The sequence below is a fragment of the Amorphoplanes digitatis genome, from assembly GCF_014205335.1.
In the GTDB taxonomy this organism is placed as follows: Bacteria; Actinomycetota; Actinomycetes; order Mycobacteriales; family Micromonosporaceae; genus Actinoplanes; species Actinoplanes digitatus.
Genome location: NZ_JACHNH010000001.1, coordinates 7,744,691 through 7,769,538, shown reverse-complemented (window position 1 = coordinate 7,769,538; position 24,848 = coordinate 7,744,691). Strand labels below are relative to the sequence as shown.

At 70.3% G+C, this 24,848-nt stretch carries 29 protein-coding genes, 1 tRNA gene and 1 other RNA gene; 21 read left to right on the top strand and 10 right to left on the bottom strand.

Annotated elements, in window-relative coordinates; all coding sequences use genetic code 11:
* Positions 1 to 231: 231 nt before the first annotated feature.
* From BJ971_RS34250 to BJ971_RS34210, 9 genes are all read left to right on the top strand, one after another.
* Positions 232 to 747 (top strand): PadR family transcriptional regulator, encoded by a 516-nt coding sequence (locus tag BJ971_RS34250; protein WP_184997444.1) that lies wholly within the window; start codon positions 232 to 234, stop codon positions 745 to 747.
* A gap of 66 nt (positions 748 to 813) precedes the next feature.
* Complete coding sequence (gene prfB, locus BJ971_RS34245) at positions 814 to 1,926, top strand: peptide chain release factor 2 (RefSeq protein ID WP_184997443.1); 1,113 nt, start codon at positions 814 to 816, stop codon at positions 1,924 to 1,926.
* 163 nt (positions 1,927 to 2,089) lie between these two features.
* Positions 2,090 to 2,770 carry a cell division ATP-binding protein FtsE gene (gene ftsE / locus BJ971_RS34240; RefSeq protein ID WP_184997442.1) on the top strand — a complete coding sequence of 227 codons (681 nt, stop codon included), beginning with the start codon at positions 2,090 to 2,092 and terminating at the stop codon, positions 2,768 to 2,770.
* 63 nt (positions 2,771 to 2,833) lie between these two features.
* Positions 2,834 to 3,709, top strand: a complete 876-nt coding sequence (ftsX, locus tag BJ971_RS34235; RefSeq protein WP_184997441.1) for a permease-like cell division protein FtsX — start codon at positions 2,834 to 2,836, stop codon at positions 3,707 to 3,709.
* A gap of 134 nt (positions 3,710 to 3,843) precedes the next feature.
* Positions 3,844 to 5,106, top strand: a complete 1,263-nt coding sequence (locus tag BJ971_RS34230) for a M23 family metallopeptidase (protein ID WP_239087861.1) — start codon at positions 3,844 to 3,846, stop codon at positions 5,104 to 5,106.
* A gap of 57 nt (positions 5,107 to 5,163) precedes the next feature.
* Complete coding sequence (smpB, locus tag BJ971_RS34225) at positions 5,164 to 5,640, top strand: SsrA-binding protein SmpB (protein WP_184997440.1); 477 nt, start codon at positions 5,164 to 5,166, stop codon at positions 5,638 to 5,640.
* Positions 5,641 to 5,685: 45 nt separating this feature from the next.
* Entirely contained in the window at positions 5,686 to 6,381 is a 696-nt protein-coding gene (locus BJ971_RS34220; protein WP_184997439.1) for a cellulose binding domain-containing protein, read from the top strand.
* Between the two features lie 54 nt (positions 6,382 to 6,435).
* Positions 6,436 to 6,814: a transfer-messenger RNA gene (gene ssrA / locus BJ971_RS34215) on the top strand.
* Positions 6,815 to 7,093: 279 nt separating this feature from the next.
* Positions 7,094 to 7,702, top strand: a complete 609-nt coding sequence (locus BJ971_RS34210) for a hypothetical protein (RefSeq protein ID WP_184997438.1) — start codon at positions 7,094 to 7,096, stop codon at positions 7,700 to 7,702.
* Between the two features lie 57 nt (positions 7,703 to 7,759).
* Here BJ971_RS34210 and BJ971_RS34205 read toward each other — a convergent pair whose 3' ends face one another.
* The 6 genes from BJ971_RS34205 to BJ971_RS34180 all read right to left on the bottom strand — a co-directional run bounded on the left by BJ971_RS34205 (position 7,760) and on the right by BJ971_RS34180 (position 11,342).
* On the bottom strand, positions 7,760 to 8,209 hold the full coding sequence (locus BJ971_RS34205; RefSeq protein ID WP_184997437.1) for a SitI3 family protein: 450 nt from the start codon (positions 8,207 to 8,209) through the stop codon (positions 7,760 to 7,762).
* A 32-nt stretch (positions 8,210 to 8,241) separates the two neighbouring features.
* The gene (locus tag BJ971_RS34200) at positions 8,242 to 9,447 is read right to left on the bottom strand and encodes a CdiA C-terminal domain-containing protein (protein WP_184997436.1); all 1,206 of its coding nucleotides are present in this window, start codon (positions 9,445 to 9,447) and stop codon (positions 8,242 to 8,244) included.
* On the bottom strand, positions 9,444 to 9,755 hold the full coding sequence (locus BJ971_RS34195) for a type VII secretion target (RefSeq protein ID WP_184997435.1): 312 nt from the start codon (positions 9,753 to 9,755) through the stop codon (positions 9,444 to 9,446). The genes BJ971_RS34200 and BJ971_RS34195 overlap by 4 nt, the downstream gene beginning before the upstream one ends.
* Positions 9,752 to 10,132: a YbaB/EbfC family nucleoid-associated protein gene (locus tag BJ971_RS34190; protein WP_184997434.1), complete on the bottom strand. Its 381-nt coding sequence runs from the start codon at positions 10,130 to 10,132 to the stop codon at positions 9,752 to 9,754. Before BJ971_RS34190 ends, BJ971_RS34195 begins: the two co-directional genes overlap by 4 nt.
* Positions 10,133 to 10,200: 68 nt before the next feature.
* Positions 10,201 to 10,566 (bottom strand): GntR family transcriptional regulator, encoded by a 366-nt coding sequence (locus tag BJ971_RS34185; RefSeq protein WP_184997433.1) that lies wholly within the window; start codon positions 10,564 to 10,566, stop codon positions 10,201 to 10,203.
* The gene (locus tag BJ971_RS34180) at positions 10,563 to 11,342 is read right to left on the bottom strand and encodes a hypothetical protein (RefSeq protein ID WP_184997432.1); all 780 of its coding nucleotides are present in this window, start codon (positions 11,340 to 11,342) and stop codon (positions 10,563 to 10,565) included. Before BJ971_RS34180 ends, BJ971_RS34185 begins: the two co-directional genes overlap by 4 nt.
* 139 nt (positions 11,343 to 11,481) lie before the next feature.
* On the opposite strand from BJ971_RS34180, the gene BJ971_RS34175 reads away from it, so the two are divergent.
* The gene (locus tag BJ971_RS34175; protein WP_184997431.1) at positions 11,482 to 12,597 is read left to right on the top strand and encodes a hypothetical protein; all 1,116 of its coding nucleotides are present in this window, start codon (positions 11,482 to 11,484) and stop codon (positions 12,595 to 12,597) included.
* A gap of 51 nt (positions 12,598 to 12,648) precedes the next feature.
* Here the strand turns inward: BJ971_RS34175 and BJ971_RS34170 are convergent, their stop codons facing one another.
* Entirely contained in the window at positions 12,649 to 13,323 is a 675-nt protein-coding gene (locus BJ971_RS34170) for a DUF6891 domain-containing protein (RefSeq protein WP_203709736.1), read from the bottom strand.
* 169 nt (positions 13,324 to 13,492) lie between these two features.
* On the opposite strand from BJ971_RS34170, the gene BJ971_RS34165 reads away from it, so the two are divergent.
* Positions 13,493 to 15,586 carry a GGDEF domain-containing protein gene (locus BJ971_RS34165; protein ID WP_184997429.1) on the top strand — a complete coding sequence of 698 codons (2,094 nt, stop codon included), beginning with the start codon at positions 13,493 to 13,495 and terminating at the stop codon, positions 15,584 to 15,586.
* Between the two features lie 99 nt (positions 15,587 to 15,685).
* On the top strand, positions 15,686 to 16,690 hold the full coding sequence (locus BJ971_RS34160) for an esterase/lipase family protein (RefSeq protein ID WP_184997428.1): 1,005 nt from the start codon (positions 15,686 to 15,688) through the stop codon (positions 16,688 to 16,690).
* A gap of 31 nt (positions 16,691 to 16,721) precedes the next feature.
* Here BJ971_RS34160 and BJ971_RS34155 read toward each other — a convergent pair whose 3' ends face one another.
* Complete coding sequence (locus tag BJ971_RS34155; RefSeq protein ID WP_184997427.1) at positions 16,722 to 17,528, bottom strand: S-methyl-5'-thioadenosine phosphorylase; 807 nt, start codon at positions 17,526 to 17,528, stop codon at positions 16,722 to 16,724.
* Positions 17,529 to 17,653: 125 nt separating this feature from the next.
* On the opposite strand from BJ971_RS34155, the gene BJ971_RS34150 reads away from it, so the two are divergent.
* From BJ971_RS34150 to BJ971_RS34120, 7 genes are all read left to right on the top strand, one after another.
* Positions 17,654 to 18,211: a YqgE/AlgH family protein gene (locus BJ971_RS34150; protein WP_184997426.1), complete on the top strand. Its 558-nt coding sequence runs from the start codon at positions 17,654 to 17,656 to the stop codon at positions 18,209 to 18,211.
* Between the two features lie 72 nt (positions 18,212 to 18,283).
* Positions 18,284 to 18,356, top strand: a tRNA-Ala gene (locus BJ971_RS34145).
* A 661-nt stretch (positions 18,357 to 19,017) separates the two neighbouring features.
* Positions 19,018 to 19,536, top strand: coding sequence for a hypothetical protein (locus BJ971_RS34140; RefSeq protein ID WP_184997425.1), 519 nt, complete (start codon positions 19,018 to 19,020; stop codon positions 19,534 to 19,536).
* A gap of 4 nt (positions 19,537 to 19,540) precedes the next feature.
* Positions 19,541 to 19,897: a hypothetical protein gene (locus tag BJ971_RS34135; RefSeq protein ID WP_239087613.1), complete on the top strand. Its 357-nt coding sequence runs from the start codon at positions 19,541 to 19,543 to the stop codon at positions 19,895 to 19,897.
* 90 nt (positions 19,898 to 19,987) lie between these two features.
* Entirely contained in the window at positions 19,988 to 20,401 is a 414-nt protein-coding gene (locus tag BJ971_RS34130; RefSeq protein ID WP_184997424.1) for a YbaB/EbfC family nucleoid-associated protein, read from the top strand.
* A gap of 4 nt (positions 20,402 to 20,405) precedes the next feature.
* Complete coding sequence (locus tag BJ971_RS34125) at positions 20,406 to 20,717, top strand: type VII secretion target (protein ID WP_184997423.1); 312 nt, start codon at positions 20,406 to 20,408, stop codon at positions 20,715 to 20,717.
* 13 nt (positions 20,718 to 20,730) lie between these two features.
* Entirely contained in the window at positions 20,731 to 21,432 is a 702-nt protein-coding gene (locus tag BJ971_RS34120) for a WXG100 family type VII secretion target (protein WP_184997422.1), read from the top strand.
* Here BJ971_RS34120 and BJ971_RS34115 read toward each other — a convergent pair.
* Complete coding sequence (locus BJ971_RS34115) at positions 21,410 to 21,817, bottom strand: hypothetical protein (RefSeq protein WP_184997421.1); 408 nt, start codon at positions 21,815 to 21,817, stop codon at positions 21,410 to 21,412. The genes BJ971_RS34120 and BJ971_RS34115 overlap by 23 nt on opposite strands.
* 90 nt (positions 21,818 to 21,907) lie before the next feature.
* Between BJ971_RS34115 and BJ971_RS34110 the strand changes: the two genes are divergently transcribed.
* Positions 21,908 to 22,813 (top strand): TIGR03621 family F420-dependent LLM class oxidoreductase, encoded by a 906-nt coding sequence (locus BJ971_RS34110; RefSeq protein WP_184997420.1) that lies wholly within the window; start codon positions 21,908 to 21,910, stop codon positions 22,811 to 22,813.
* Between the two features lie 12 nt (positions 22,814 to 22,825).
* On the opposite strand, the gene BJ971_RS34105 is transcribed toward BJ971_RS34110, so the two are convergent.
* The gene (locus BJ971_RS34105; protein WP_184997419.1) at positions 22,826 to 23,473 is read right to left on the bottom strand and encodes a GntR family transcriptional regulator; all 648 of its coding nucleotides are present in this window, start codon (positions 23,471 to 23,473) and stop codon (positions 22,826 to 22,828) included.
* 73 nt (positions 23,474 to 23,546) lie between these two features.
* On the opposite strand from BJ971_RS34105, the gene BJ971_RS34100 reads away from it, so the two are divergent.
* A complete protein-coding gene (locus tag BJ971_RS34100) occupies positions 23,547 to 24,848 on the top strand; it encodes an outer membrane protein assembly factor BamB family protein (protein WP_184997418.1) in 1,302 nt (433 codons plus the stop codon).

Here is a 24,848-nt window from a genome sequence, read left to right as displayed (position 1 = left end):
CGCGAATCGATCCGAGTTATGGGACCTTTGTGGTGGTTACCGCCCCGGAGCGCCGTCTGACCGTTTTCGTGAACCATTGTACCCGGCGAGAGTCCCCCGCACCGATAAAACGCCCGGTCCCGACCCTCGTGGTCGGACTGTCTGTGCGGGACAGTCGCTTGTGGAGACGCAAATTGGACGGATCGGGCGAAATCCTGGACGCCGCGACGACAAAGTGGCAGCTTAGAAGGCATGCCCGACTCTCAAATCAATCCCACGGCTGCCGCCCTGCTGGGCCTGCTCCACGAGGGCCCTATGACCGGTGGACAGCTCATGGCGGCTGCCGAACGCCGCCTCGGGCCGTACTGGTCGATGACGCGGAGCCAGGTCTACCGCGAACTGCCGGTGCTCGCCGAGATGGGCTTCGTCCGTCTTGGCAAGCCAGGACCACGGTCCAGTCAGCCCTATGCAATCACCGCCGCCGGCAAGCGTGCCTTCAGCCGGTGGCTGACCGAGTCCCCGGGCCGCGACGCGATCCGGAATCCGGTCGCCCTGCGGGTCGCCTTCGGCCAGCAGCACTCCGGCAACCAGCTCAAGACGCTCTACACGGGCGCCAACGAGTATCACGCCGAGGCTCTCGCGATGGCGCGCGAGCAGGCCAAGGAGGCCAAGAAGGCGGGCGACGCCTATGGCGCGGCCGCCCTCGAGTTCGCGGTCGCGTACCACAAGGCGGCCCTGAGCTGGCTCAAGGTTGCCCCTGCCGAGTAATCACGGATTCACGAACTACCGGCCGCCCGGCCGGTTGACCGGCCGGGCGGCGTATTCTCGACAGTCGTGAGTGCAGCCGACTTTCCTGAACAGCTCAAAGCCCTCGACGCCACCCTGCGCAACATCGAGAACGTCCTCGATGTGGACAAGCTGCGCCGTGACCGGGCGGAGCTCGAGGAGCAGGCCTCCGCACCCGACCTGTGGGACGACCAGGCGCGCGCCCAGGAGGTCAACTCCCGGCTCTCGTACCTGACCGGTGAGATCTCCCGGATGGAGCGCCTGCGGCAGCGCATCGACGACGCGGAACTGCTGCTCGAGATGGCGCAGGAGGCCGGGGACGAGGACTCCGTCGCGGAGGTCGGCCACGAGCTCGTCTCGCTGACCAAGGCCGTCGACGAGATGGAGGTCCGCACCCTGCTCTCCGGCGAGTACGACTCCCGCGAGGCCGTCGTGGCCATCCGCGCGGGCGCCGGTGGCGTGGACGCCGCGGACTTCGCCGAGATGCTGATGCGGATGTACCTGCGCTGGGCCGAGCGCCACGGCTACCCAACGGAGGTCTACGAGACCTCCTACGCCGAGGAGGCGGGCCTCAAGTCGGCCACCTTTGCCGTCAAGGTCCCGTACGCCTACGGGACGCTCAGCGTGGAGTCGGGCACCCACCGGCTGGTCCGGATCAGCCCGTTCGACAACCAGGGCCGCCGGCAGACCAGTTTCGCCGGCGTCGAGGTGATGCCGGTGGTCGAGCAGACCGACCACATCGACATTCCGGACAATGAGATGCGGGTCGACGTCTACCGTTCGTCCGGGCCCGGTGGACAGAGCGTTAACACGACCGACTCCGCTGTGCGCCTCACGCACATTCCGACGGGCATCGTCGTGACATGTCAGAACGAGAAATCTCAGCTTCAGAACAAGGCCTCCGCGATGCGGGTGCTCCAGGCGCGGCTGCTCGAACGCAAGCGCCAGGAGGAGGAGGCGAAGATGGCCGGCCTCAAGCAGGACACCACCGGATCATGGGGTGACCAGATGCGCAGCTACGTCCTTCACCCGTACCAGATGGTCAAGGATCTGCGCACTGAGCAGGAGACGGGCAACCCTTCGTCGGTCTTCGACGGCGAGCTGGACGAGTTCATCGAGGCCGGCATCAGGTGGCGCAAACAGACCCAGATCAAGGGCTGACGGTGCGCGACGCGCCGCCTGAACGAACGGTCAGGCGGCGCCCTCCGGGACGGTGAACCGGGCTGCCCGCATGGGGGAGGGCCGCCTTGTCGGCACCATCCGCACGAAAATCCGTTGACCGCCGGGGTTGGAGTTTTCGTTACACCGCGTAGACTCTCGACCCGTGATTCAGCTCGAGAACGTGACGAAGACGTATCCGAAGGCGTCTCGGCCGTCGTTGGACGATGTCAGCGTCGGTATCGAGAAGGGTGAGTTCGTCTTCTTCATCGGCCCCTCCGGTTCCGGCAAGTCGACGATCATCAAGCTCCTGCTGCACGAGGTGGCACCCTCGCGCGGCAGGGTCGTGGTGAACGCGAAGGATGTCACCACGATGCGGTCGTGGAAGATCCCGCACTTCCGGCGCTCGATCGGCTGTGTGTTCCAGGACTTCCGCCTGCTGCCCAACCGCACCGCGTACGAGAACGTGGCCTTCGCCCTAGAGGTGATCGGCAAGACCAAGGCCGTCGCCCGCCGGGTGGTGCCGGAGGTTCTCGAACTGGTCGGGCTCGGTGGCAAGGAGCACCGCTACCCGCACGAGTTGTCGGGTGGTGAGCAGCAGCGTGTCGCCGTGGCCCGGGCGTTCGTCAACCGGCCGCTGATCCTGCTGGCAGACGAGCCCACCGGTAACCTCGACCCCGACACCTCCATCGAGATCATGCGCCTGTTGGACCGGATCAACCGGACCGGCACGACGGTCGTGATGGTCACCCACGACTCCAACATCGTCAACCAGATGCGCCGCCGGGTCATCGAGATCGAGAGCGGACGGATCGTTCGCGACCAGGCCCGCGGCGTCTACGGCTGACAGCCGGGCACCGACACCCATTGCTTCTTGATGTAAGCCGCGGAGTCCCGGAAGGAACCCCCGATGCGTTTCAAGTACGTCCTCAACGAGGTGCTGGTCGGTCTGTGGCGCAACGTCACGATGACCATCGCCATGATCATCACCATGTCGGTCTCGCTGACCATGCTCGGCGCCAGCGTGCTGATGTACATGCAGGTCGACCAGATGAAGACCTACTACTACGGTGAGATCGAGGTGTCGATCTTCCTGCGTGAGGACGTCACCGAGGCGCAGCGCACCGCGATCAACCAGGCGATCGAAGCCGACCCGCTGGTGCTCTCGAAGACCTACGAGACGCGCGAGCAGGCGTTCGAGAAGTTCAAGGTGCTCTGGCGCGACTCGCCCGACTTCGTGAAGTCGGTCGGTCCGGACAGCCTGCCGGAGTCGTTCCGGGTCAAGCTGAAGGACCCGGAGCAGTACCAGGCGTTCTCGGGACAGATCAAGAACCTGCCGGGCATCCAGGACATCGTCGACCAGCGTGAGTTGCTGGACAAGGTCTTCAAGATCTTCAACGCCATCCAGGTGATGGCACTGGTGGTGGCCGGCTTCATGGCGCTGGCGGCGCTGTTGCTCGTCGGAAACACCATCCAGGTCGCGGCGTACAGCAAGCGGCGCGAAGTCGCCGTCATGAAGCTCGTGGGTGCCTCGAACTGGTTCATCCAGGCGCCCTTCGTGCTCGAGGCGGTGGTGGCCGGCCTGATCGGCGCGGTCCTGGGCTTCGTGTTCATCTTCGTCGGCAAGGTCGTGCTGCTCGACGGCCGGTTGCAGGCGCTGACGAACGTGCTCACCCCGATCCCGAACGGCAACGTGTGGCTGATGCTGCCGCTGCTGGCGGGCGTCGGCGCCGGCGTCAGCGCGATCACCGCCTGGATCACGCTCCGGTTCTACCTGAAGGTCTGAGGCCTTTAGCGCCTGTTTCGTTTCTCCGGTCGCCGCGCATCCCTTTCGGGTGATGCGCGGCGATTATGGTTTTCCGGCGTTTAACGGCGTGATCTAGGGGATTGTCACTAATAGTCGGAGTACGGTGACTCTTCGTGGAGCCCACTCGTCGTCGACATCGCCGGTTCACCGCCGCCCTGGCCGCCTGTCTGAGCGCGCTCTGCACCGCCGGACTCGTACTCGCCGCGCCCGGCGCCGCGGCCGCCGACCCGAAGGACGACGCCCGGCGCGCCGCGCACGCCGTGAACCGGGCGGAGGCGATCCTCGAGGCCGCCACCGTCACCGCCCGCAGCGCCGCGCGCCGCCTGGAGGCCGTGACCGCCGCGCTGCCGTCGGCCCGGAACAAGGTCGCCGTCTCCCGCGGCCTGGTCGTCGCCGCCTCGGTGGAGGCCGGCACCGCCCGCCGCCGGGCCGACATCGCCCGCGCCACCTACGGCCGCGCCGCCGGACGCTTCGCGCAGGCGCAGAAGCGCCTCGACGTGGCACACCACCGGGTCGGCGAGATCGCCGCCGCGTCGTACATGGGCGGCAACTTCGCCGCCATCAACGTCCTCGTCGGCGCCCGCGGCCCGCAGGACGCCATGGACCGCCTCGGCATGGTCGACCAGGTCATGCGCAAGCAGCAGGAGAGCGTCGACCAGTTCCTGGTGGCGCGGCGGGAGGCCCGTACCGAACAGGACCGGGCCGGGCTCGCCAAGCGGACGGCCGAGGAGGCCGAGCGCAAGGCCGCGGAGCGGCTCACGGCCGCCAAGACCGCACAGGTCGCCGCCCAGCAGGCCCGTGCCGCCATCATCCGGCTGTCGCAGAGCCGCCGCGCGGCGCTGACCACCGCCCGGTCCCAGCGCGCCGCCGTGCTCGCCCGGTACGAGGCCGCCCAGGCCGAGGAGGCCCGCATCCAGGACGCGCTCCGGGTCTGGGACAAGAAGACCGGGCACGGCGAGTACCTCGGCGGCAAGCTGCTGATGCCCGTGAACGGCTGGAAATCCAGCGACTTCGGCAGCCGATTCGACCCGTACTACCGGGTCTGGCAACTGCACGCGGGCACCGACTTCGCCGCCGGCGGCGGCACCCCGATCCACGCGGCGGCGAGCGGCCGGATCGTCCAGGCCGGCTGGAACGGCGGGTACGGCAACTACACGTGCATCAGCCACGGCAGGAGACAGGGCCGGGGCTTCTCCACCTGCTACGGCCACCAGTCCAAGATCCTCGTGCACGTCGGCGAGTTCGTCCGGCGCGGCGAGGTCATCGGCCGGGTCGGCACCACCGGTGCCTCCACGGGCTTCCACCTGCACTTCGAGACGCGCTTCGACGGCACGCCCAAGAACCCGCTGAACTATTTACCCGGATGCCTCTGCTGATGGTCCGCGGGTAACATTCGGCCGGACCTTTCCCTTTCACACCCGCAGGGGGCACCGATGCCGCGCGAACAGGGGCGCAAGGTCGTGGCCTCGAACCGCAAGGCACGGCACGACTACGCCATCCTCGACACCTACGAGGCCGGCATGGTGCTGACCGGCACCGAGGTCAAGTCGCTGCGCGCCGGCCGGTCGTCGCTGGTCGACGCGTTCGGCCACGAGAACAACGGCGAGATCTTCCTGCACGGGATGCACATCCCGGAATACACGCAGGGCACCTGGACCAACCACGAGCCCCGGCGCGTGCGCAAGCTGCTCCTCAAGCGCGCCGAGATCCACAAGCTGTTGGGCAAGCTCCGCGAGGACGGCCTCACCCTGGTCCCGCTCTCGGTCTACTTCAACAACGGGTACGCGAAGGTCGAGCTCGGCCTGGCCAAGGGCAAGAAGTCGTACGACAAGCGCCAGGACCTCGCCAACCGGGACGCCCAGCGGGAGATCAACAAGGCGATGGGTCGCCGTAGCAAAGGCATGGACTGACGGGTAATGTCGCCGCGGCCACCCGTCGCGCGAAGGGACCGCAGTTTGTCCGCCAAGCACTCCACGCCCTATCCCCTGCGGCGGTACGGCTTCATCGGCGGGGCGTCGACGCTCCTCGTGGTCATGGTCGCCTGGGTCGCCGTGCGCGCGGTCGGACCGACCCAGGACGAGCAACTCGGGACGCCGCTGATGGTGCAGCCACCCATCGCCGTCGCGGAGACCGAGAACAGCCCCTCGGTGATCCCCTGGAGCTCCCCGGCGGCCTCGGCGTCGCAGTCCGCGGCGCCGACCCTGTCCGCGGCGCAGAGCGCCTCCCCAACGCCATCGAAGTCCTCGGCCCGCCCGACCACGACCACGGCCTCGCCGAAGCCGACCGAGAAGGCGACGACCAAGCCGGCGCCGCCGAAGCCGGCACCCCCGCCGCCCGCGTCGTTCACCGCCCGGTATGCGGTGGGTGCCAGCTGGGACCGCGGCTTCGTCGCCATGGTCCGGGTGACGAACACGGGCACGACAGCCCGAAACTGGACGGTAACCGTGAGTTACGACTCGCGGGCCGAGGTCCGGATCACCAACGCCTGGAACGCCCAGCTAGACCGCCAGGGCGACACCAACGTGCTGACCGGCGGCCCGCTGGCACCGGGCGCCTCCTTCAGCTTCGGCTTCGAGGCGACCAAGCAGACCAGGAACAGGATTCAGCCCTCCGGCTGCACGGTCGACGGCACGCCGTGCCGGCTGGACTGATACCGGAGTGAAGCGTCGGCCCGGACACGTTAGAGTTGTGCGGGTACATGACTGGGGGGTGACTGGTTTCGACTTCGTACGTGGAGACAGGGGAAGCGAGCCGAGGAAGCCGACGTCGTCTCGAGAATCGGTCGTCGGAAATTTATAAGCGCCAAGCAGAACAGCGCTGACTCTTACGCTCTCGCCGCCTGAGGCGAGTAGCGGAGTCTGTCGGTCTGGGAGTACCTCCGGCCCAGTAACCGGCATCAGCTAGGAGGTTGGCCAACCGGATCCGGTCGCGGGGTCCGCACGGCGAGATTAATCAGCGACTGGGCCCGTCACGGCAACTTGCTCACGTGATCGCCGGGGCCGAGTAGAGGCATAGTGAGCTGCGCTCGGAGAAGCCCTGACAAAGCAGCGAAGGACCCGGGTTCGATTCCCGGCACCTCCACGAGAGAGGGCTTACTTGAACCCGCGACGGCGGGGGAGGGTTCGCTCGAAGCGGCGGCATCACCCACCAGGGTGGCGCCGCCGCTGTCGCTCCTGGCCTCAGCGACCAGCGGCGACACGTGCCCCCGCCCAACCGCGTCTTGCCGGACGTCCCCGGGCCGCCTTGTCGTCCCTATCCGTCCGGCGCGGCAGGCCGAGTTCGTCAGGTCATGTCCCGCCGAGGTTAGGGTCCGCGGCCGGCGCACCCGGCCGGGCAAGCTCGGCGAGGGCGGTCCGTAAGGCTTTGACCTGGTCATCGAGGTTCAAGTCGGAGCCCTGGGATGTGCCGCCGGATTTGGCTCCCAGGCTGCTGACTCTGCTTTCCGCTGCCGTCGTCGTCGCCGCGCTGGTGCTGGCAGCCAACGCTTTGCTGGTGTCGGGCCGCTTACGCCGGCAGGCAGGCGTGGGGCTCTTCGCCATCACGATGCTGGCGGTTGCCGGGCTGTACAACTTGGAAGACAACAAGTTGTTCCAGCCCAGGATCGATAACGCGATCTGGAATACCTACCACCCCGCCGAGGCGGCGGAAATTCGGGCGTATTTCGTGTTACCTCCGCTGCTGGGGTCTGCTCCGGAAAGAGTACGACTGATGCTGTCTCAGGATGTCGCCGACGGCGGCACGGGAGTCCTCGCCGCTTTGGTGCCGGAAGGGGAGCACGGCATCAGGGCCGTCTCGGGCCCGCCGTCGTGGACATTCAACCCCTGGGAGGGTGAGTCCGACTGGTTCCGCGCCATCCCCGCCCTGTACGCCACCCTCTTGCTGGCCGGCCTTGTCACGCTCGTCACGGCGATGTTCCCGCCAAGGCCGCACCGTTTCGATGAATGCGTCTGGGAGTCACCCCGATCTAGCTGATCGCCTCCACGAGTCCCTGAGCCCCCGGGCCTTGCCGTCTTGGGTGCGGTTGTCAGATCAGAGCAAGGGCTGGGGGAGCGGTGTGACTCTGTGTGCTCTCCTCAGCGCGGCGACTTCGGGCATGTCGTCCCAGTCCCCCCAGGCCGCAGCGAAGATCGCCTCGCCCTCGACGATTCGCACGACGGCCTCCTCGCCGTTGAACAACAACACTCCGTCGGCGGGAGCGAGGCTGAGGACGGTGCCCACCATGAGTGCTGTGTTGTGGTCCTCCAGGTCGTGCCTGGTCGAGGAGAACCGGAACGACACGGTCGCCCGATGCGGGAAACCGAACAGGCGAGGCGCCGTCGCCTCCCCGCCGGGCTCCACCCGGTGAGCGCTCACCCACAACCCGTCTCGAAACATCGAGCCGTCCTGGGAGAGTGTCGCGCCGAGCACCGCCGCCACCCTGGACCGCAGGCTCTCGGTGTCCAGATCTACCGCGCTGTAGTAGGTGTACTCGGTCGCCATCACGTTCCTTCCGGAATTGGGCGGGATCGTCACTAGGAGAACGGGTAGAACGGCACGACGTTGCCATCCTTCACTACGAGGACTTCCTTGAGTCCGGCGATCGGTTTGCGCTCCATGACATCCCGAATTTCCTCCATCGACCGGGGGCAGTCGTCGAGGTTGAGCACGATCCGGTCCGCCTGCCCGTCTTTCACCTTTCCACTCACCTGATCCCGGATGTTGTCGAGGTCCTTGCTGCTCGGCGCGTAGTTGTCGAAGTACTCGCCCTCGATCTTGTAGTCGGGCTCCTTGCCGTTCGGTTTCGGCGGCGGGTTCTGTTCGACGTCGTAGCCGTGCCGCGAGAGCGCGTCGGCCGACTCGTTCTCCCGCCGCAGCGGACCGTCCTTCTTCTTCGTGGGGTGCGCGTCGGTGCGGCGTCCGCGCGGGCTGCGGCCGGGATCGGGCTTGCCGGACGGGGTGGTCGGGCCTCCTCCACGGCCGCGGTGGAGGCGGGTGAGCAGCCTTTTGATCGCCTCGATCGCCGAGCCCAGCTTTCCGGTCAGGCCGCGCAGGTGTTCGAGGCTGCGCACCAGCCCGCGCAGCCATCCCGCGATCCGCGCTCCCCACGAGGCGCACAGGGTGCTGACCTGCTCGACCACCAGGGGTGTGGCCAGGCCGAGGCTGAAGACCTCCTCGGCGGCGTACGAGATCAGGCGGGACACCAGCACGGCGATCGCGTCACGCACCATCAGGCGTACGCCCGCCACCAGCATCCCGGCGCTCTCGGTGATCGCGGCCATGGTCTCGGCGGCGCCCGCCAGGGCGGCGACGGCGTCCTTCTGCTGTCCCGCCCACGTGCGGTACGCCGCTGCGGCGCTGCCCTGCCACTCGCTGGTGTCCCAGCGCACCGCGCGGGCCAGGTCAGCCGAGCGGTTGTTCAGGGCGCCCGCGACGTTGCGCCATGTCTGCGCGTGCGCCGCGATCTGGCCCGGGTCGCCGGCCAGCCAGTCCAGCGCCTCCGACAGCGGCTTGACGTGCTCGATGATCCAGGCGACGCCGTACTGGAGCAGACCGCCGATCGGGTCGGAGATGAGGGCGAGCGCGTCCAGGCCCGCCGAGACGGCGCCGAGCGTGACGTCCACCCAACTGCCGTTCTTGACGCCGGCCAAGATCGTCTCGATGTCCTCGGCGATCCACACCCCCGCCAACGGGTCGGTGGCCGCACCTGAGTTCGCGGCGGCGACCAGCGGCGGCCTCATGGCGTGTTCGGCAACCGCTCGGCGGCGCCGGCGTCGGCAGTGTCGTAGGCGGCGGCCACCGTGCGCAGTGAGTTCGCGGTGTCGTGGGCGGCGGCGGCCGCAGTGGTCATGCCATCGACCATCGCCTGCTGTAGGCCGTTGAGCAGCGCTGGCACGAACTGGCACAGCTGTCCGTACGCCCCGGTGTCGGTCTGCACGGCTTGCCCGGCCTGTGCCGCGGTGGTCAGCCCGTCACCGATCCGGTCGACCTCGCCGGCATGCGCCACGAGGTCACCGGCGTGAACCTGGAACGCGCCCGACTCGTTCATGGAGCCTCGTCACCGAGGCGGCGGCGTAGCCCGGCCGTCAGCATCCGGCCGGTTTCGCTGTCCGCGCCCACCGTTTCGGCCGTCACCTCGTCGAACTGACGGATCAGTTGTGCCCGGGCCGCCCGCAGCGTCTGCATGATCTGCCTCGCGGTGGCCGCCGCCGGCTGCTGCCGGGTCTGCTCGTCCAGGTGCAAGCGCGCGATCTGGCCCTCGGCGCCGACGGTGACCTCGACCAGCCCGTCCCGGCTGCGTGCCGTGGCCGACATCTCCGCTGCTCGCCGGGCGAGCGCCTGAGCCTGCTCGGCACGGCGAGCAATAGATCGCTCCCAGTCGTCGATCCGCTCCAGCGCCTCGCTCGCCGACTCATCGTCGAACATGCATCGCATGCTAGCGACGCGCGTCCATGTCGCTGGGCCACTGATCGCGATGGCGGCTGGGTGGGGGTTTATGGGGTTGGGGCGTGGCCCAGGGCTGCTTCGACGATTTGGATTGCTTCGGTGGGGTGGATGCCGAGGCTGGTGATGACGGCAGCGTAGTCGCGGGCGGCGCGGTGGGCCTGTTCGCGGGATTGTTCGCCGGCGGCTGAGACGAATGAGCCGGCGCGGCCGTGGGTCTCGATCAGGCCCGCCTCCTCCAGTTCGCGGTAGGCGCGGCCGACGGTGTTCACGGCGAGGCCGAGGTCGGCGGCGAGCCGGCGGATCGTCGGCAATCGTGTGCCGACGGCGAGGGTGCGGTCCTGGATCTGCCGCGCGAGCTGGGCGCGGAGCTGCTCGTACGGCGGCATCGGCGAGGCCGCGTCGATGACGATCATCGGGTCGCCAGGGCTCGCCGTGCCGCCGTTCCGACGCGGGTGGCGCGGAGTTGGATCAGGGAGAGCGCGAGGGCGCCCGTCACCACGAGTGCCAGTGCGACCGCGTTCCACCAGCCGAGGGACTCCCCGTACAGGAAAATGGCCGGCATTGTCCACACCAGGCTGGGTGTCACCAGGGCGCGGGCGTCCTCGACCCGCATGATGACGTCGGCCGTGAGGGAGGCCTCGTCGTCCGCTACGGCCGGGCTCGCCAGCACCTGGCGTAGCTGTAGGACGGTGCCGACGCCGGCGCAGGCGAGGCCGATCAGCACGAAGATCGCTCCGTTCCGCAGGCCGGAGTCCGGAATCGGCAGCACGCTCAGCGCGAGCAGGAACGCGCCGGCGAAGGTCGCGACCGCGAAGACGGCGTGCGGCCGGCCCAGCACCGCCGGCCAGCCGAGCTCGGCCGGGTGGGCGACGCGCCGGGCCAGTTGCGCACCGGCCCGCTGGTCGACGCGCCGCACCCACCAGCCGAGCAGCCACTGCGCCACCAGTAGGCCGACCGCCAGCGACGCCAGCACCAGCAGCAGCAACCACGAGGACGTGACGGTGGTGGGTAGCCCCAGCGCGTGGGTGAGTGCCGCGCCCATCATGAACGCGGCCAGCAGGAGGGCGTCGGCCACTTTGGCGCGCCGCCGCACCGCCAGCCTTGTCGCGAGCAGTGGAGTGGGCTCGGCGTCGGCCAAGCCGTGCCGGGCCAGCCACCGCTCGACCTCGGTGTGTTCCGCCGGGTGCATGCCGCCTCCTCCGAATGTCGCAACTGTTGTCTCAACAGATTGAGTCATAGGATGCGACAATGTCAATGGATTTGACGGGGTCTCCGGGAACTGCAAGATCCTTTACGATGGCGGTCTTGTCACTCGTACGGGGGAAATCTTGCTTACTCACTTTGGACGGCTGGGCGCGTTGTTGCTCGCCGCAGGGTCCCTTTTGCCCGGTGGGCCGGCTGCTGCGGCCCCGCCGGCCGGCAACTCGCTCACCTACGGCAACGTCACCATCTCCGGTGCGGCGGGTGACCGGGTCGATGCCGTCTTCACCGTCCGCAACGACGGTGACTCGCCGGTCTACGGCGCGAGCATCGATCTCGCCCTGGGCGAGTCCCGGCTCACGCCGCTGTTCGACGCCGCCAACTGCTACCACCCCGAGGCGGCGCGCCTGGCGTGCGACTTCGCCGGTACGTTCGCCCCGCACACCGCCTACCGGCTGGTCCTGCCCTATCGGGTCGTGGACCGGTATCCGCATCAGATCATCCCGGGGGTCTACTCCTGGGACGCCCTGCCGGAGCACCCGGCGGGCGGGGGCGGGACCGACCTCGTGCTGGATCCGCCGCTCGGTGCGCTGCCGGCCGACGCGCCGCGGACCCGGAGCGGCACGACGTACTGGGTCCTCATGGACATCACCGGCGGTGCTGCCCCGGATGTCGCGGTGACCTCGGAGTCAGGGGTGACGGCGGCGAAGGGCGACATCGTCCGGCCGGTGTTCACCGTGCGCAACGTTGGCGCGATGAGCATCAATCTCCCGCAGCCATGGCCCGAGACGGAGCCGGCCAGCCGGCCGCGGCAGCCGCTGCTGCGCGTCGCCGTTCCGGCCGGTGCTGCGGTCGTCACCGCCGCGGACGGCTGCAAGCCGGCGGCCGACGACCCGGCGGTGTACGACTGCCGCAGCCCCCGGGAGATTCCCGCGGCCGGCACCATCGCGTTTCCGTTCGAGCTGCGCCTCGACGACGACCTGGCGAACGCGGCGGTGACCGGCACGACCGTCGTTCCCGACGACGGCGTACCGGCGAACAACGTCGCCCGTTTCATCATCAACCCGTCGGCCGATACCCCCTCCACGCCGCCGAGCACGCCGTCGGCCACACCGACGGCTGCTGCCGGGGGGAGCGGCGGATCGCTGCCGATCACCGGGCCGGGCTCGATCCTGCCGGTTGCCGCCGCGTTCCTCGCCGTGGGCGTAGCCCTGCTCATCGGGGCACGCCGTCGGCGGACCTAGACCGCTGCACGAGACGCTGGTGGCCCGGTCCGCGGCAAGCGCGGGCCGGCCTCAGGCGACGGGCGCGTACCAGTTCGCGCCGGTGAGCAGGATCCGGGTGGCCTGGTCCCGGTCCCATTCGACATGCATGCCGTGGCGGCGGAGCACCGGAAAGACCAGGTCGTCCAGCATGCGCTCGACGTCGGCCTCGTACCGGGACCGCTGCTTCTTCTTCGACAGGGCGTCGTAGGCGGCCTTGTCGAAGTCCGCGGGCTGAAATGCGCCGTACCCGAGGTAAACCGAGCCGTCGGAGCTGGCGACCAGGGACTCGGTGTCCTGCTGGTGGTACCAGAGGTACCCGTGCCAGTGCCGTGACTCGTCGCGCTCGTCGTGGATCTCGGTGGCCGCGCAGGTGCCGCAGCAGGTGAAGTCCTCCCTCGCCAGCACGCCGAGCTGGTTCAGCTCGGCGAAGGCGGCGGTCAGGTTGCTCCGCACCACACCCCACTCGCGCTGCTGGGCTCGCCGGACGTCGAGGGCCTTCTCGTACGCCGCCGTGAGCTCCTCGTCGGTGACGCCCTCGCGCAGCTCGTCGCCTTCGAGGTATTCCAGGAACTCTCCGGCGTCGGCCTGTCCGCGCACGATCCAGGACCAGATCTCGTCCTCGATCTCCCCGCGCGCGGGCTCGGCGATCCGGTCGGGCAGGGGGCGGAAACCGTCAGGACGGTCGTTGTAGGCCCATTCATTCACGCGGGCGATCATGGCACGAGCGCCCTGATCCACGCGAATGGGCGTTTGGGCCCGACCGCGCCCGCAACCGGTGATGCTCCCGCTCTGCTCCCGCGCGCTAATTCAGTCCCGCCTTTAGCTACCGATGAGTAGGTCGCAAGCGGATTAATCCCAGCGGGAGTGGGTGAGCATGACGACGGCGCCGGGGCCCAGCGGCATGCCGCGCCGCCGCCTGCGCACCGTCCGGGGCGGGGCGGCGCTCAGCACGCTCGTGCCGCTCTGCGTCCTGCCCTACCTCGCCACCACCTGGTCGGCCGGACACCGCCCCGCCATGCTGGCGGTCTGCGTGGCGATGCTGCTGCTCGCCGGCGTGGCCGTCGTCTTCGCTCGGGTCATCGAACGGTCGGGGCGCCGCGCCGGCGTCCAGATGGCCGGGATCATTCTCAACGTGCTCGGATTCTCCGCGCTCGGGCTGCTCGGCGGCGGGGTGCGGGACACCCTCGGCGCGCTGCTGCCGCTTCTGATCATCTTCCTGGCGGTCGGCATGCCGGTGCGGCCGTTCCTGGTCGTCGCGACGATCGCCGCGGCCGGATATTGGGCGACCGCGCTGGTCGGCGGCCCCGACGAGTACGTGTACGCGCTGATCTACACCATCCACGTCGCGGGCATCTCGGCGCTGACCATGCGGTACTCCGCGGCCATGGTGTCGCTGAAACGGCGCCTGAGCGACCTGTCGAGGATCGACCCGCTGACCGGCTCCCTCAACCGCCGCGGCTTCGAGGAGCGCCTGACGGCAGAGCTCGCCGAGGCGGACCGCACCGGCGCCGGCGCCGTGCTGCTCCTCGTCGACCTGGACGGATTCAAGGAGATCAACGACAGGTACGGCCACCAGGCCGGCGACGACCTGCTGGCGTGGACCGGCCGTACCCTCGCCGACCAGTTGCGCACCCACGACGCCGTGGGCCGGGTCGGCGGCGACGAGTTCGCCGCGGTGCTCGGCGGCATCGACGCCGACGGCGTGCCCGTGGTGCTCGAACGCGTGCGCGCCGCCCTGCGGGATGTCGCCGACGCCGGCCTCGGGTACGCCTGCTACCCGAGCGAGGCGAGCACCCCGGAGGCACTCCGGGAGCTCGCCGACCAGCGCGTCTACCGCGACAAGGCCGCACACGACCGGCAGGTGCCGGCGGAGGCGGCCGTCGCCGGCGTACGCGGCGACGGCGCGCGGCGCCAGTCTGCGACGGTCTCCCGGCACGAGCGCCGTCGTCGCGCGATCACCGACTCCGGGCGGGTCGGCATCTTCACCTCGGTCATCGCGCTCTTCTACATCACGCTGTTCGCCGCCGGTCAGCCGCACCGCTGGCTGATGGCCGGCCTGCTCGCGGGCTCCTGCGCCGTGGGGCTGGCCACCTGGGCGTGCTCGGGCTGGCTGGCCCGGAACCTTGCCGTCGGGAAGATCATGATGGTGGTCGGGGTGGTGCAGTTCAGCCTCTGCATGGCCGTGATGGGCCTCAACGGCGGCATCAGCGGGACCCTCGGCTTCGGCATGCTCACCTCGATGCCGCTCGTCGCCCTGGTCACCCCGCAGGTGGGCCGTACCCTGCTGCCCCTGACGACGGCCTGCTACCTGGCCACGGCCGTGCTGGTCGGCGTACCCACCCCGTGGTACGTCGTCTCACACCTCGGCGGCGCGCTGATCGTGTCCCTGGCCTTCGCCGTCCGGGGCCGCATCGCCGCCGCCCAGCGGCACCGCCTGCGCGAGCTCTCCCGGGTGGATTCCCTGACCCAGTGCCTCAACCGGCGCGGCTTCAACGAGCGCTCCGTCGCCGAGCTGGCGCACGCCCGGCGCTCCCACCGCGACGTGTCGCTGCTCATCCTCGACCTCGACGGGTTCAAGGAGGTCAACGACTCCGGCGGCCACGCGGCCGGCGACGAGCTGCTGTGCTGGGTCGGATCCACCCTCAAGGAACGGTTGCACCCGCACGACGTGGTGGGCCGCCTCGGCGGCGACGAGTTCGTCGTCCTGCTCGCCTCGCACGCCGCCGACGAGACCGCCGCCGTGGTCGGCGACCTCGCGACCGCGCTGGCGGAGCGCATCGAGGTCAGCATCGGCGCCAGCATCCTCGGCCGCCACGGCGCCGATCTCGACGAGCTGTACACCCACGCCGACGCGGAGCTGTACCGGCAGAAGCTGGCCAGGGGCCGGGGACGCAGCCGCCGTCCGTCCACCCAGGGTGAGGGTGAACCCGCGGCGGAGGTGCCGCCCGGGGTCGGGCTTGTTCGCTGAGAGCGAAATTCTGGGTCGTGGCTCCGTCACCATGCGGATCAGTGGCTCGTTCCATCGGTCGAGTAACCGGTAGCCACTCGACGAGGAGCCCCCAGCGCCATGTTTCTGCCCTCGCTGTCGGCCACCGTCGCCGGCCTCGTCGCCGGGGCCGCGCTCGCCGTTCCGGCCGCCGCCACCCGGCCGGGTCCGCCGCTGTCCGAGCCGGCGGCCCTGCTCGCCGCCTCCCTGCACTGCATCGGCGATCCGGCCGCCAGCGCCCGCGCCGGCCGTACCCCCGTGCTCATGATCCACGGCACCACCTCGAACTTCCGCGCGAACTTCTCCTGGAACTGGGATCGCGCCTTCGCCGGCGAGGGCCGCGCCCGCTGCTACGTCGACCTGCCCGACAGCGGCAACAGCGACATCCAGGTCGCGGCCGAGCACGTCGTAAACGGCATCCGCCACCTGTACGCCGCCACCGGCTCGCGCATCGACCTGCTCGGGCACAGCCAGGGCGGCATGATCGGCCGCTGGGCGCTGAAATACTGGCCGGACACCCGCGGCATGGTCGACGACTACGTCTCCCTGGCCGCGTCCAACCACGGCACCACCGTGTTCGCCGTACAGTGCGCGACCACCCCGACCTGCACGGCGGCGAACTGGCAGCAGCGCACCGACTCGAACTTCCTGACCGCGCTCAACCAGGGCCCGCAGACCTGGCCGGGCATCAGCTACACCCAGATCTACACCCGCCACGACGAGATCGTGGTCCCGAACCGCGACGAGAGTGGCTCGTCCTCGCTCCCGCTAGCGCCCAACGTCAGCAACATCGCCGTGCAGGACCTGTGCCGGTACGAGACCGTCGAGCATTTCGGCATGGCCTACGACAACGCCGCGTGGCTGCTGGGCATGGACGCGCTCACCCACCCGGGCCCGGCGGCCCTGCACCGGACCAGCACCGCGACCTGCGGCCGGCTGCTCATGCCCGCGGTCAACCCGGTGACCTTCCTCAGCGACGCCTCCGCCGCGCTGACCCAGTCCGTCGCCTCGACGGCCGCCGCGCCCGTCCTGCCGGCCGAGCCGCCCCTGCGCTGCTACGCCGCACAGGCCTGCCCACGACGCTGACCGCGTCCACTGTGCGCCCGCCCCGGGCCCCTCAGGGCAGGTCGAGCGGGAGCTTGATCCCGTCGAGGGCGGTTCCGCAGGCGCAGGCGCGCTCGGTGGGCAGCATGCCGACGGCGTCGAGCAGCACCCGACGGAGCCTCGCGGTGTTCTCGTTGAACACCTTGAATACCTCCTCCTGGGTGACACCGTGGCCGCTCTCGACGCCCGCGTCCAGGTCCGTCACGAGCGCGATCGCGGTGTAGCAGAGCGCGAGTTCCCGGGCGAGAACGGCCTCCGGATGCCCCGTCATGTTGACGATGGTGCCGCCGATCGAGGTGAACCAGCGCGACTCCGCCCGGGTCGAGAACCGCGGCCCCTCGACGACCACCATCGTGCCGCCGTCCACCGGGCTGAGCTCCGCGCCGGCCCGCAGGACCGCCTCCCGGCCGTCGGGGCAGTACGGGTCGGCGAACGAGACGTGCACCGCGCCCGAGTCGTAGAACGTCTGTTCGCGTCCGCTGGTCCGGTCGATGAGCTGGTCAGGGACGACGAACGTGCCCGGACCCAGCTCCGGAAGCAGGCCGCCGACCGCGCAGGGCGCGATGATCTGCCGTACCCCGAGCGCGCGCAGCGCCCACAGATTGGCCCGGTAGGGGATCCGGTGCGGGGGAAAACGGTGATCCCGGCCGTGCCGGGGCAGGAACGCCACCCGCCGCCCGCCGACCTCCGCGACGGTGATCGGATCCGAGGGCGGACCGTAGGGCGTGGACACCTGGTGCTCGGTCGCGCCGTCGAGGAGCGCGTAGAGCCCCGATCCACCGATGACGCCGATGTCCGCCTCTAGGGGTCGCTCGTTCATGCGCAGACCTTATCGGTGGCCTGAAACCCAGGCTAATGTGCGATGCATGGCGTTGACCGAGGGCCTCTCGCGACCAAGGGTGGGCTGCCGTGTTCAGTGAAGAGCAGCGCATCGGAGGTCGGTCTATGGAGTCGATGACCGGTCAGCTACTGGTCGCGACCCCGACCCTGAAGGACCCGAACTTCGACCGCACCGTGGTGCTGCTGGTGGCCCATGAGACCGGCGGGGCGCTCGGGGTGGTGCTGAACAGGGCGACGGAAGTGCCGGTTGCCGACGTCCTGGGAAACTGGGGCGAGCTGGCCGGGGACCCGGCGGTGCTCTTCGAGGGCGGCCCGGTGCAGCCCGAGTCGGCGATCTGCCTGGCCCGGACCCGGCCGCAGGTGACCAAGCGGGTGTCGGGCTTCCACCAGGTGTCGGGCGCGCTGGGCACGATCGACCTGTCGGCCGACCCTGACCTGCTGCGGGAGAGTGTCGCGGGCATCCGGGTGTTCGCCGGATACTCGGGGTGGTCGCCGGGTCAGCTGGAGGATGAGATCTCCGCCGGCTCCTGGTTCGTGTTCGACGCCCTTCCGGGTGACCCGTTTGTGAACCGGCCGGACGACCTGTGGGCGATGGTGCTCAGGAGGCAGGGCGACATCCTGGCGGCGGTGGCGCACTTCCCGCCGGACGTCTCGCTGAACTGAAGGGGCCTCCGCACGGGGTCGCCGGGCGGTGTGTAATATTCCGTGAGTGCCCGGGAGTCCCGGGGACGACAAGGGGCTGTGGCGCAGCTGGTAGCGCACCACACTGGCAGTGTGGGGGTCAGGGGTTCGAGTCCCCTCAGCTCCACCCTTGTGAAACACCCGGACAGGCGTCCGGGTGTTTTTGTTTTTCCAGGGTGCTCGGGCATGGCGCCGGCATGGCGCCTGGCCGCGATGCCGGGAGCTGGGCGGGCCGACCAGCACGCTGTGGGACGTCGTGTCGGTGGACGCCACGCACGCCGGTTCGACCTCGTCGCGGCAGACTCGCCCTCGAACGTCTGGGCGGTCGGCAGCACGGCCAGGCGCGTCGTCTGAGCCGGGCGCCGGGTTTGTCAGTTCTGGGCGCGCCGAAGTCGTAGACACGGACCCACTGCGGCGCGATCGCGATCCGGGCCATTCTGCGGGTCCAGAAATATCCGACCGGGACCACCCGGGGCGTTCCGTCCTTCCCCGTAACGGGAACTTCCATATTGGAGGAACCTGGCCGGTTGTTAGACTGTGCCGCCTGCGAGCACGGCTGCGAAACGGGCAGGACTGTGACGGGTCGACCCAGGGGTCCCCACGGCGACGGGACCGGCGAAGGTGGGAGACCGCCGAGACGCCGTGGATCGGATGGGGATTCAACGGGGCCGCACGCGGCCGGCAATCTGGCCGAGGCGCAGCAGTTCATTGCCCGGGTCGCACGACAAGGGCGGGCCACGGCAGACGGCGGCACGCCGGGCCGGGGCGGCGAGCACTCGGCTCCAGCCATGCATCCGGACGACGTCCGGCTTGCCGAGATCATGCGTCGTCGCGACCAGCTCGGCGCGGAACCACCGACATTCAACATCGCGGCCAATGACGCCGCTTACGGCATTCATGGTGCGCACACCGAAGGTCGACACGGCCCCGGCATTCCACTGCCGAGAGATCCCGGTCGGCAGACGATCGAGGGCCGGATCTACGGCGACAGTCCTTGGCGGAACCCGGAGAACTGGTCTTATCGGTGGTCCGATCCGTCGACCATGAATCGGACCGTCAACGACTATGTCGAACGCAATTGGGACCGGATCCGCGACGATCTGGCCCTCGAAGGTGCGCACGACAGCAGCTTCGACGCGGGGCACCGTGTCGGTCAGGGGTACTACAACGACGGGATGTATGGCGCCGGACCTCGGAATTCGCACTATTCCGAGACCAGCTTCGTCAAGGTCAGGATCCGGCTGGTCCCAGGGGCGGATCCGCCGGAGCTCTTCATACTCACGGCCTTTCCGCAGGGGATAATGTGAGTTGATGGACATCTCCCGCCTTCCGGAGTCGATGCGCGCGCGAATCGAGGCGCGGAATGCGCTCTCCTCGCTCGACCGGGTCCGCGAGTTCCTGGGTAGCCATGTCCAGGACGCCGACGGCCTCGACGAGGTCCGCGCGGATCTCCGGCGGACGGCGCATTTCGGCACCGTGCGGCATCACGGGGACCTGGCCGCCCTCGAAGCCGTCGTGGCAGAGCAACACCCCCCGGGCACGCTGGCGCGGCTGGTCGGGTGGGAGGCGAACTGGGTGCTCGACGATCCGTCGGACGCCGGGGCCGCGCGTTTCCTGACGGATCTCGCCGAGATGCTTCGCGAAGTGATCGGCGAGGTGGAGCGGTAGGGCGCGAAGTCGGAGGCCCCTCCCGCACGGTGTCGCGTTGGTAGAGTCCAGCCAGTTCTCGTTGGTCCTTCATGGGTCTGGAGGCCGTGGATGGATGAGGGCGGCATCCTCGGCCCGGACGGGGCGAGGGACTATCTGCGGGGCTGGCAGGGCCGTGTCGATCGGATGGCCGTCGACGCGCGGGCCGTGAGCGAGCGCCTCGGTAACCTGCGGGTCACCGCCGAGGACGCGAACGGGATCGCCGAGGTCACCATCGATTCCACCGGTGCGCTGGTGGACATCCGGTTCAGCGAGCGGATCCAGCACGCCCAGCCGGACGTCGTCTCCCGGGCGGTGCTGAACGCGGTCCGCGAGGCCAGGTCGAGCGCCGCCGACCGGTCCCGGCAGATCGTGCTGGACATCATGGGCGGCGAGTCGGCGGCGGGGCGGGCGATCGCCGACCGCATGGCCGAGCAGCTGCGCGGCCCGGACTCGGGCGGCGCCGGGCGCGGCGTGGAGGGGTGACGCGGTGGCGGACGAGTTCTCCGTCGACGTGCGGCAGCTGCGGGCGCACGCGGCCAAGGTCGACGCGGTGCAGCAGCGGTTCGGGGCGGTGAAGGCGGCCAGCGCCGCCATCGCCCGGGACGACGCGGCCTACGGGCTGCTGTGCGGATGGATCGCCGGGATTCTCCAGGGGCGGCACGCCACCCAGGACGAGCTGATCGCGTACGTGGAGGAGAACCTGCGGCTGGCGACGGACGCCCTGGCCGGGGCCGGTGAGGACTACGACCGGGTCGACGACGCGGCGGCGGAGCGGGTGCACCGGGCCGGCCGGGTCTGAGGGCGGCGCCGCGATGACCGACGAGTCCCTGGTCGCCGACGTCACCTCCCCGCGTACGGCGTGGACGGGTGTCTCGCTGGCCGGCAGCTTCCAGGGGCTGCGACAGGCGGTCGACGGCGGCGGCTGGGTCGACCAGGCCCTCGCCGGCGGGTCGCTGGCGCTCGAGGCGACGGCGGCCGTGCTCGACCCGTTCAGCGCGTTGCTGTCAAACGGCCTCGGCTGGGCGATGGAGTACTTCGAGCCGCTGCGCGAGATGCTCGACCGGCTCGCCGGCATCCCGGACGCGGTCGCCGCGCACGCCGTGACGTGGAACAACATGTCCGGCGCGCTGGAGGCGATGGCCGTGGATCTGCGGTCGTGTCTCGCCGCGGACCTGCCCGACTGGCGTGGGCCGGCCGCCGCGGCGTACCAGGGGCTGATGGCGAACAACGTCGAGGCGATCGACGGCCTGGGTGTGCTGGCGGCGACGATGTCCTCGGCGACGCGGGCGGCGGGCAACCTGGTCTCGTTCACCCGCGACCTGGTGCGAGACCTGATCGCCGACCTGGTGGCCCGGGTGATCGTGTGGGCGGCGGAGTCGCTGCTGGTGGTGACGATCCCGGTGGTCGCCGCCCAGATTACGTCCGCGGTCGTCAAGTGGGCCGGCCGGATCGCCGGCTACACGAGCGCCCTGATCATCAGCCTCACCAACCTCACCCGGCTGCTCGAGGGGTAGCCGCTCCACCGCGGCCGCGGCCGCGGGTCCGGTTCAGGGCAGCCAGCACCGCGTCCGCCGCTCTCACCAGGATCATCGTCTCGACGGGGCCGGCGGGGCCGGGCCGCTCCAGCCACAGCGTCACGGTGCCCACCGCGACCGACATCCATTCCGGGTCCGGTGTCCCGTCCCGCCATTCCACCCGTCCCGCGCCGGTCACCCGGACCCGGACCCGGCGGGCCGGGTCCAGCAGCCGGGCGGGGCAGTCCGCGAGGATCGCCGCGCCCCGCACGATCGGCGTCAGGTCCGCCCGGGCGCCGGCCAGGGAGTCGAAGTACGAGATCACCCGCAGCGCCGCGCAGGCGTCGGCGTCAATCGCGGCCAGCCGCAGCGCCAGATCCTCCATGCTCCGAGGCTAGTAAAGATCACGTACGCCGACAGCGAAACCGGGTCGCCGGGGTCAGCGGGCCGCGCGGAGGGCGGCCAGAATCGCGAAATGGCCGACTTCGCGCTCCAGGCTCAGCCCACCTCCGCCGCCGACTGGCTGGACCTCGCTCGCCGCGCGGAGGAGGCCGGCTTCGACACGCTGCTCGCGGCGGACCACCCCGGCTCCTGCGCCTCGCCGTTCGTCGCGCTCGCGGCGGCCGCCGCCGTCACCACGCGCATCCGGCTCGGCTCGAACGTCTCGAACGCCGCCGTCCGCGAGCCCATCCTGCTGGCCTCGGACGTCGCGACGCTCGACGTGATCTCCGGCGGCCGGGCGGTGCTGGGCCTTGGCGCCGGGCACACGCCCGCCGAGTGGGAGGCGACCGGCCGCACCCGGCCGGACGTGCGCGGCCGGGTCGCGCGCTGCATCGCCGTCGCGGAGGCCACGATGGCCCTGCTGGCCGGCGAGAAGGTCACCGCGGACGGCCCGGAGCTCACCATGTCCGGTGCCGAGCTCACGCAGCCGCGGCCGGTGCAGGAGCGGATTCCGCTGACCATCGGCACGGCGAACTCGCGGCTGCTGCGCTGGGCCGGCGAGCACGCGGACATCGTGGGCCTGACCGGCTTCGGCCGCACGCTGTCCGACGGGCACCGGCACGAGGCCCGCTGGCGGCTGTCCGACATCGACGCGCAGGTGCGGCTGGCGCGCGAGGGCGGCGACGCGACCCTGGAGGCGCTGGTGCAGCAGGTCGAGATCACCGACGACGCGGGTGCCGCGCTCGCCGAGAACGCGGCAGAGCTCGGCATGAGCGAGACCGAGTTGCAGGCCGTGCCGTTCGTGCTGGTGGGCACCGCGGACGAGATCGTCGCGGCGGTGCGGGCGCATCGCGAGCGGTGGGGGATCACCCGCTATGTCGTACGCCGTCCCGGGCTCGAGGCGCTCGCCCCGCTGCTGCCGCGGCTGGCCGAGCTGTAGAGCCGGCCGGGGTCACTCGTCGAGGAGCACCCGTTCGACCTCGGCGCGATGGTCCACAAAGATCTGGCGGTAGCGCTCCAGCGCCCCGGCCGTGTCGCCCGCGTCGAGCAGCCGCAGGATGTCGTCGTGGCCGGTGACCCAGGTGTGCCAGAGGCCGTCCACCGAGCCCGCCAGGATGCGGGTCGTGCGGGCCACCACCAGGTCGAGCATCGCCTGTAGCTCGCGGTTGCCGCTCGCCTGGATGACGATGGTGCTGAAGTCCGCGCCGGCCTCGCCGGCCGCCAGCACGTTGCCGGTGCGCACGCTCTCGACGAACTCCTTCTGACGCTGGCGCATCAGGTCGATGTGGGTCTCCGTCAGGCTGTGCACGCCCCACTCGAAGCCGGCGCAGGCCAGCACCCTCATCACGTCGATCAGCTCGAGCGCGTTCTGCTGGGTCACCTTGGTGACGTGCCGGGTGCGGTTCGGTGCGATGTCGATCAGGCCCTCGACCGACAGCTGGGCGATCGCCTCCCGCACGGGCGTGATGCTGACACCGAGGCGGCCCGCGAGCTCGGCGTCCTTGATCAAAGTCCCGGGAGGCAGCTCACCGGTGACGATCTCGTTGCGCAGCTGGCGGACGACCGCCGCCGTTCGGGTCGGCGGGACCGTGTAGGACATACGGGCAGCCTACCGACAGTGATGATCGGGTACGAACCGGCCCTGTGCGGGTTTCCCGGGGCATGCTTGGCACATGGCCGACGCCGTACCTCTCATCGATCTCGATGTGGCGCCGCGCGCGGCGGCCGGCGCCGAAGCGCCGGGACCGCGCATCGCCGTGCCGCGGCCGGTCCGCCTGCTCGGTGTCCTGGTGGCGGCCCTGCTGACGCTCGCCGCGGCCGCCGCGCCGCGGCCGGCCATGCGGCCGGTGCTTGCCGCCGGCGGCACCGCCGCCGCGGCCTTCACCCTCGGGCCGGACGCCCTCTACACCGCCGCCTTCGGCCAGAACCCGAACAGCGAGTCCGGGGTACGCCGGTACGCGCTCCCGGGCGGCGAGCAGGTGTGGGCGACCTCGCTGCCGCAGAACGTGCAGAACCTGGTGCTCGACGGCGGGATCCTGCTGGCCCGCTCCGGCGCCGAGCCGCGGGTGTCGTTCCTCGACGCCGAGGACGGCAAGGTCCTCTGGCGGCTGGACTCGCCGAACACGTCGGTGGTCACCATGACCGGCGGCCGCGTGCTCCTGCGGGCGGACACCGAGGACGGGGGTACGGCGCTGCGGCTCGTCTCCGCCCGTACGGGTGCGACGGCCTGGAGCCGGGCGATCGACGGTGCCGGGGAGATCCGCAACGACGACCTCTTCGAGGACGACCCGGACCGGATCGTGTTCGTCGGGGTCGACGGCCACGTCACCACGCTGCGGTTCGCCGACGGGAGCGTGCTCGGCGAGGGCGACCTGGGCGTGCGGCTGCCGATGGAGTACACCGACGACTACCTCGCCGACTTCGTCGGCGTCACCGTCTCCGGCGACCGGCTGTACCTGTCGCGCGGCGACGACGGCCGCGCCTCGCTGACGGCGTTCGGGCTGCCGGGGCTGACCGAGAGGTGGCGGACGGTGGATGGGCCGGCCGGGTGGGTGAACGACTGCGGGCCGGTGCTCTGCATCTCCGACGGCGCCCGGCTGAGCGGCCTCGACCCGGCGGACGGGTCGGTGCGCTGGTCCGATCCGGCCTGGGGCGGCGGCGCGTCGCTGGGCGACGGGACGCTGCTCGCCTACGACCGGCAGGAGGAGCCCACGTCGGCGATCCTCGACGCCCGCACCGGCGCGTTGCGGCGCGGGCTCGGCCGTTCGATCGTGATCGGCGGCATGGAGCTGCGGGCCGACACCGAGATCCTCGGGCGGACCTGGGTCAACGTCGCGGACCCGGCCGCAGGCGACGGCGCGGTGCACGTGGTCGGCGCGATGGACACGACCGCGCCGTACGGCTGCACGGCGCGGGTGCCGTACCTGGCGTGCCCGACCGCCGCCGGTCCGACGACGGTCTGGCGGATTCCCTGA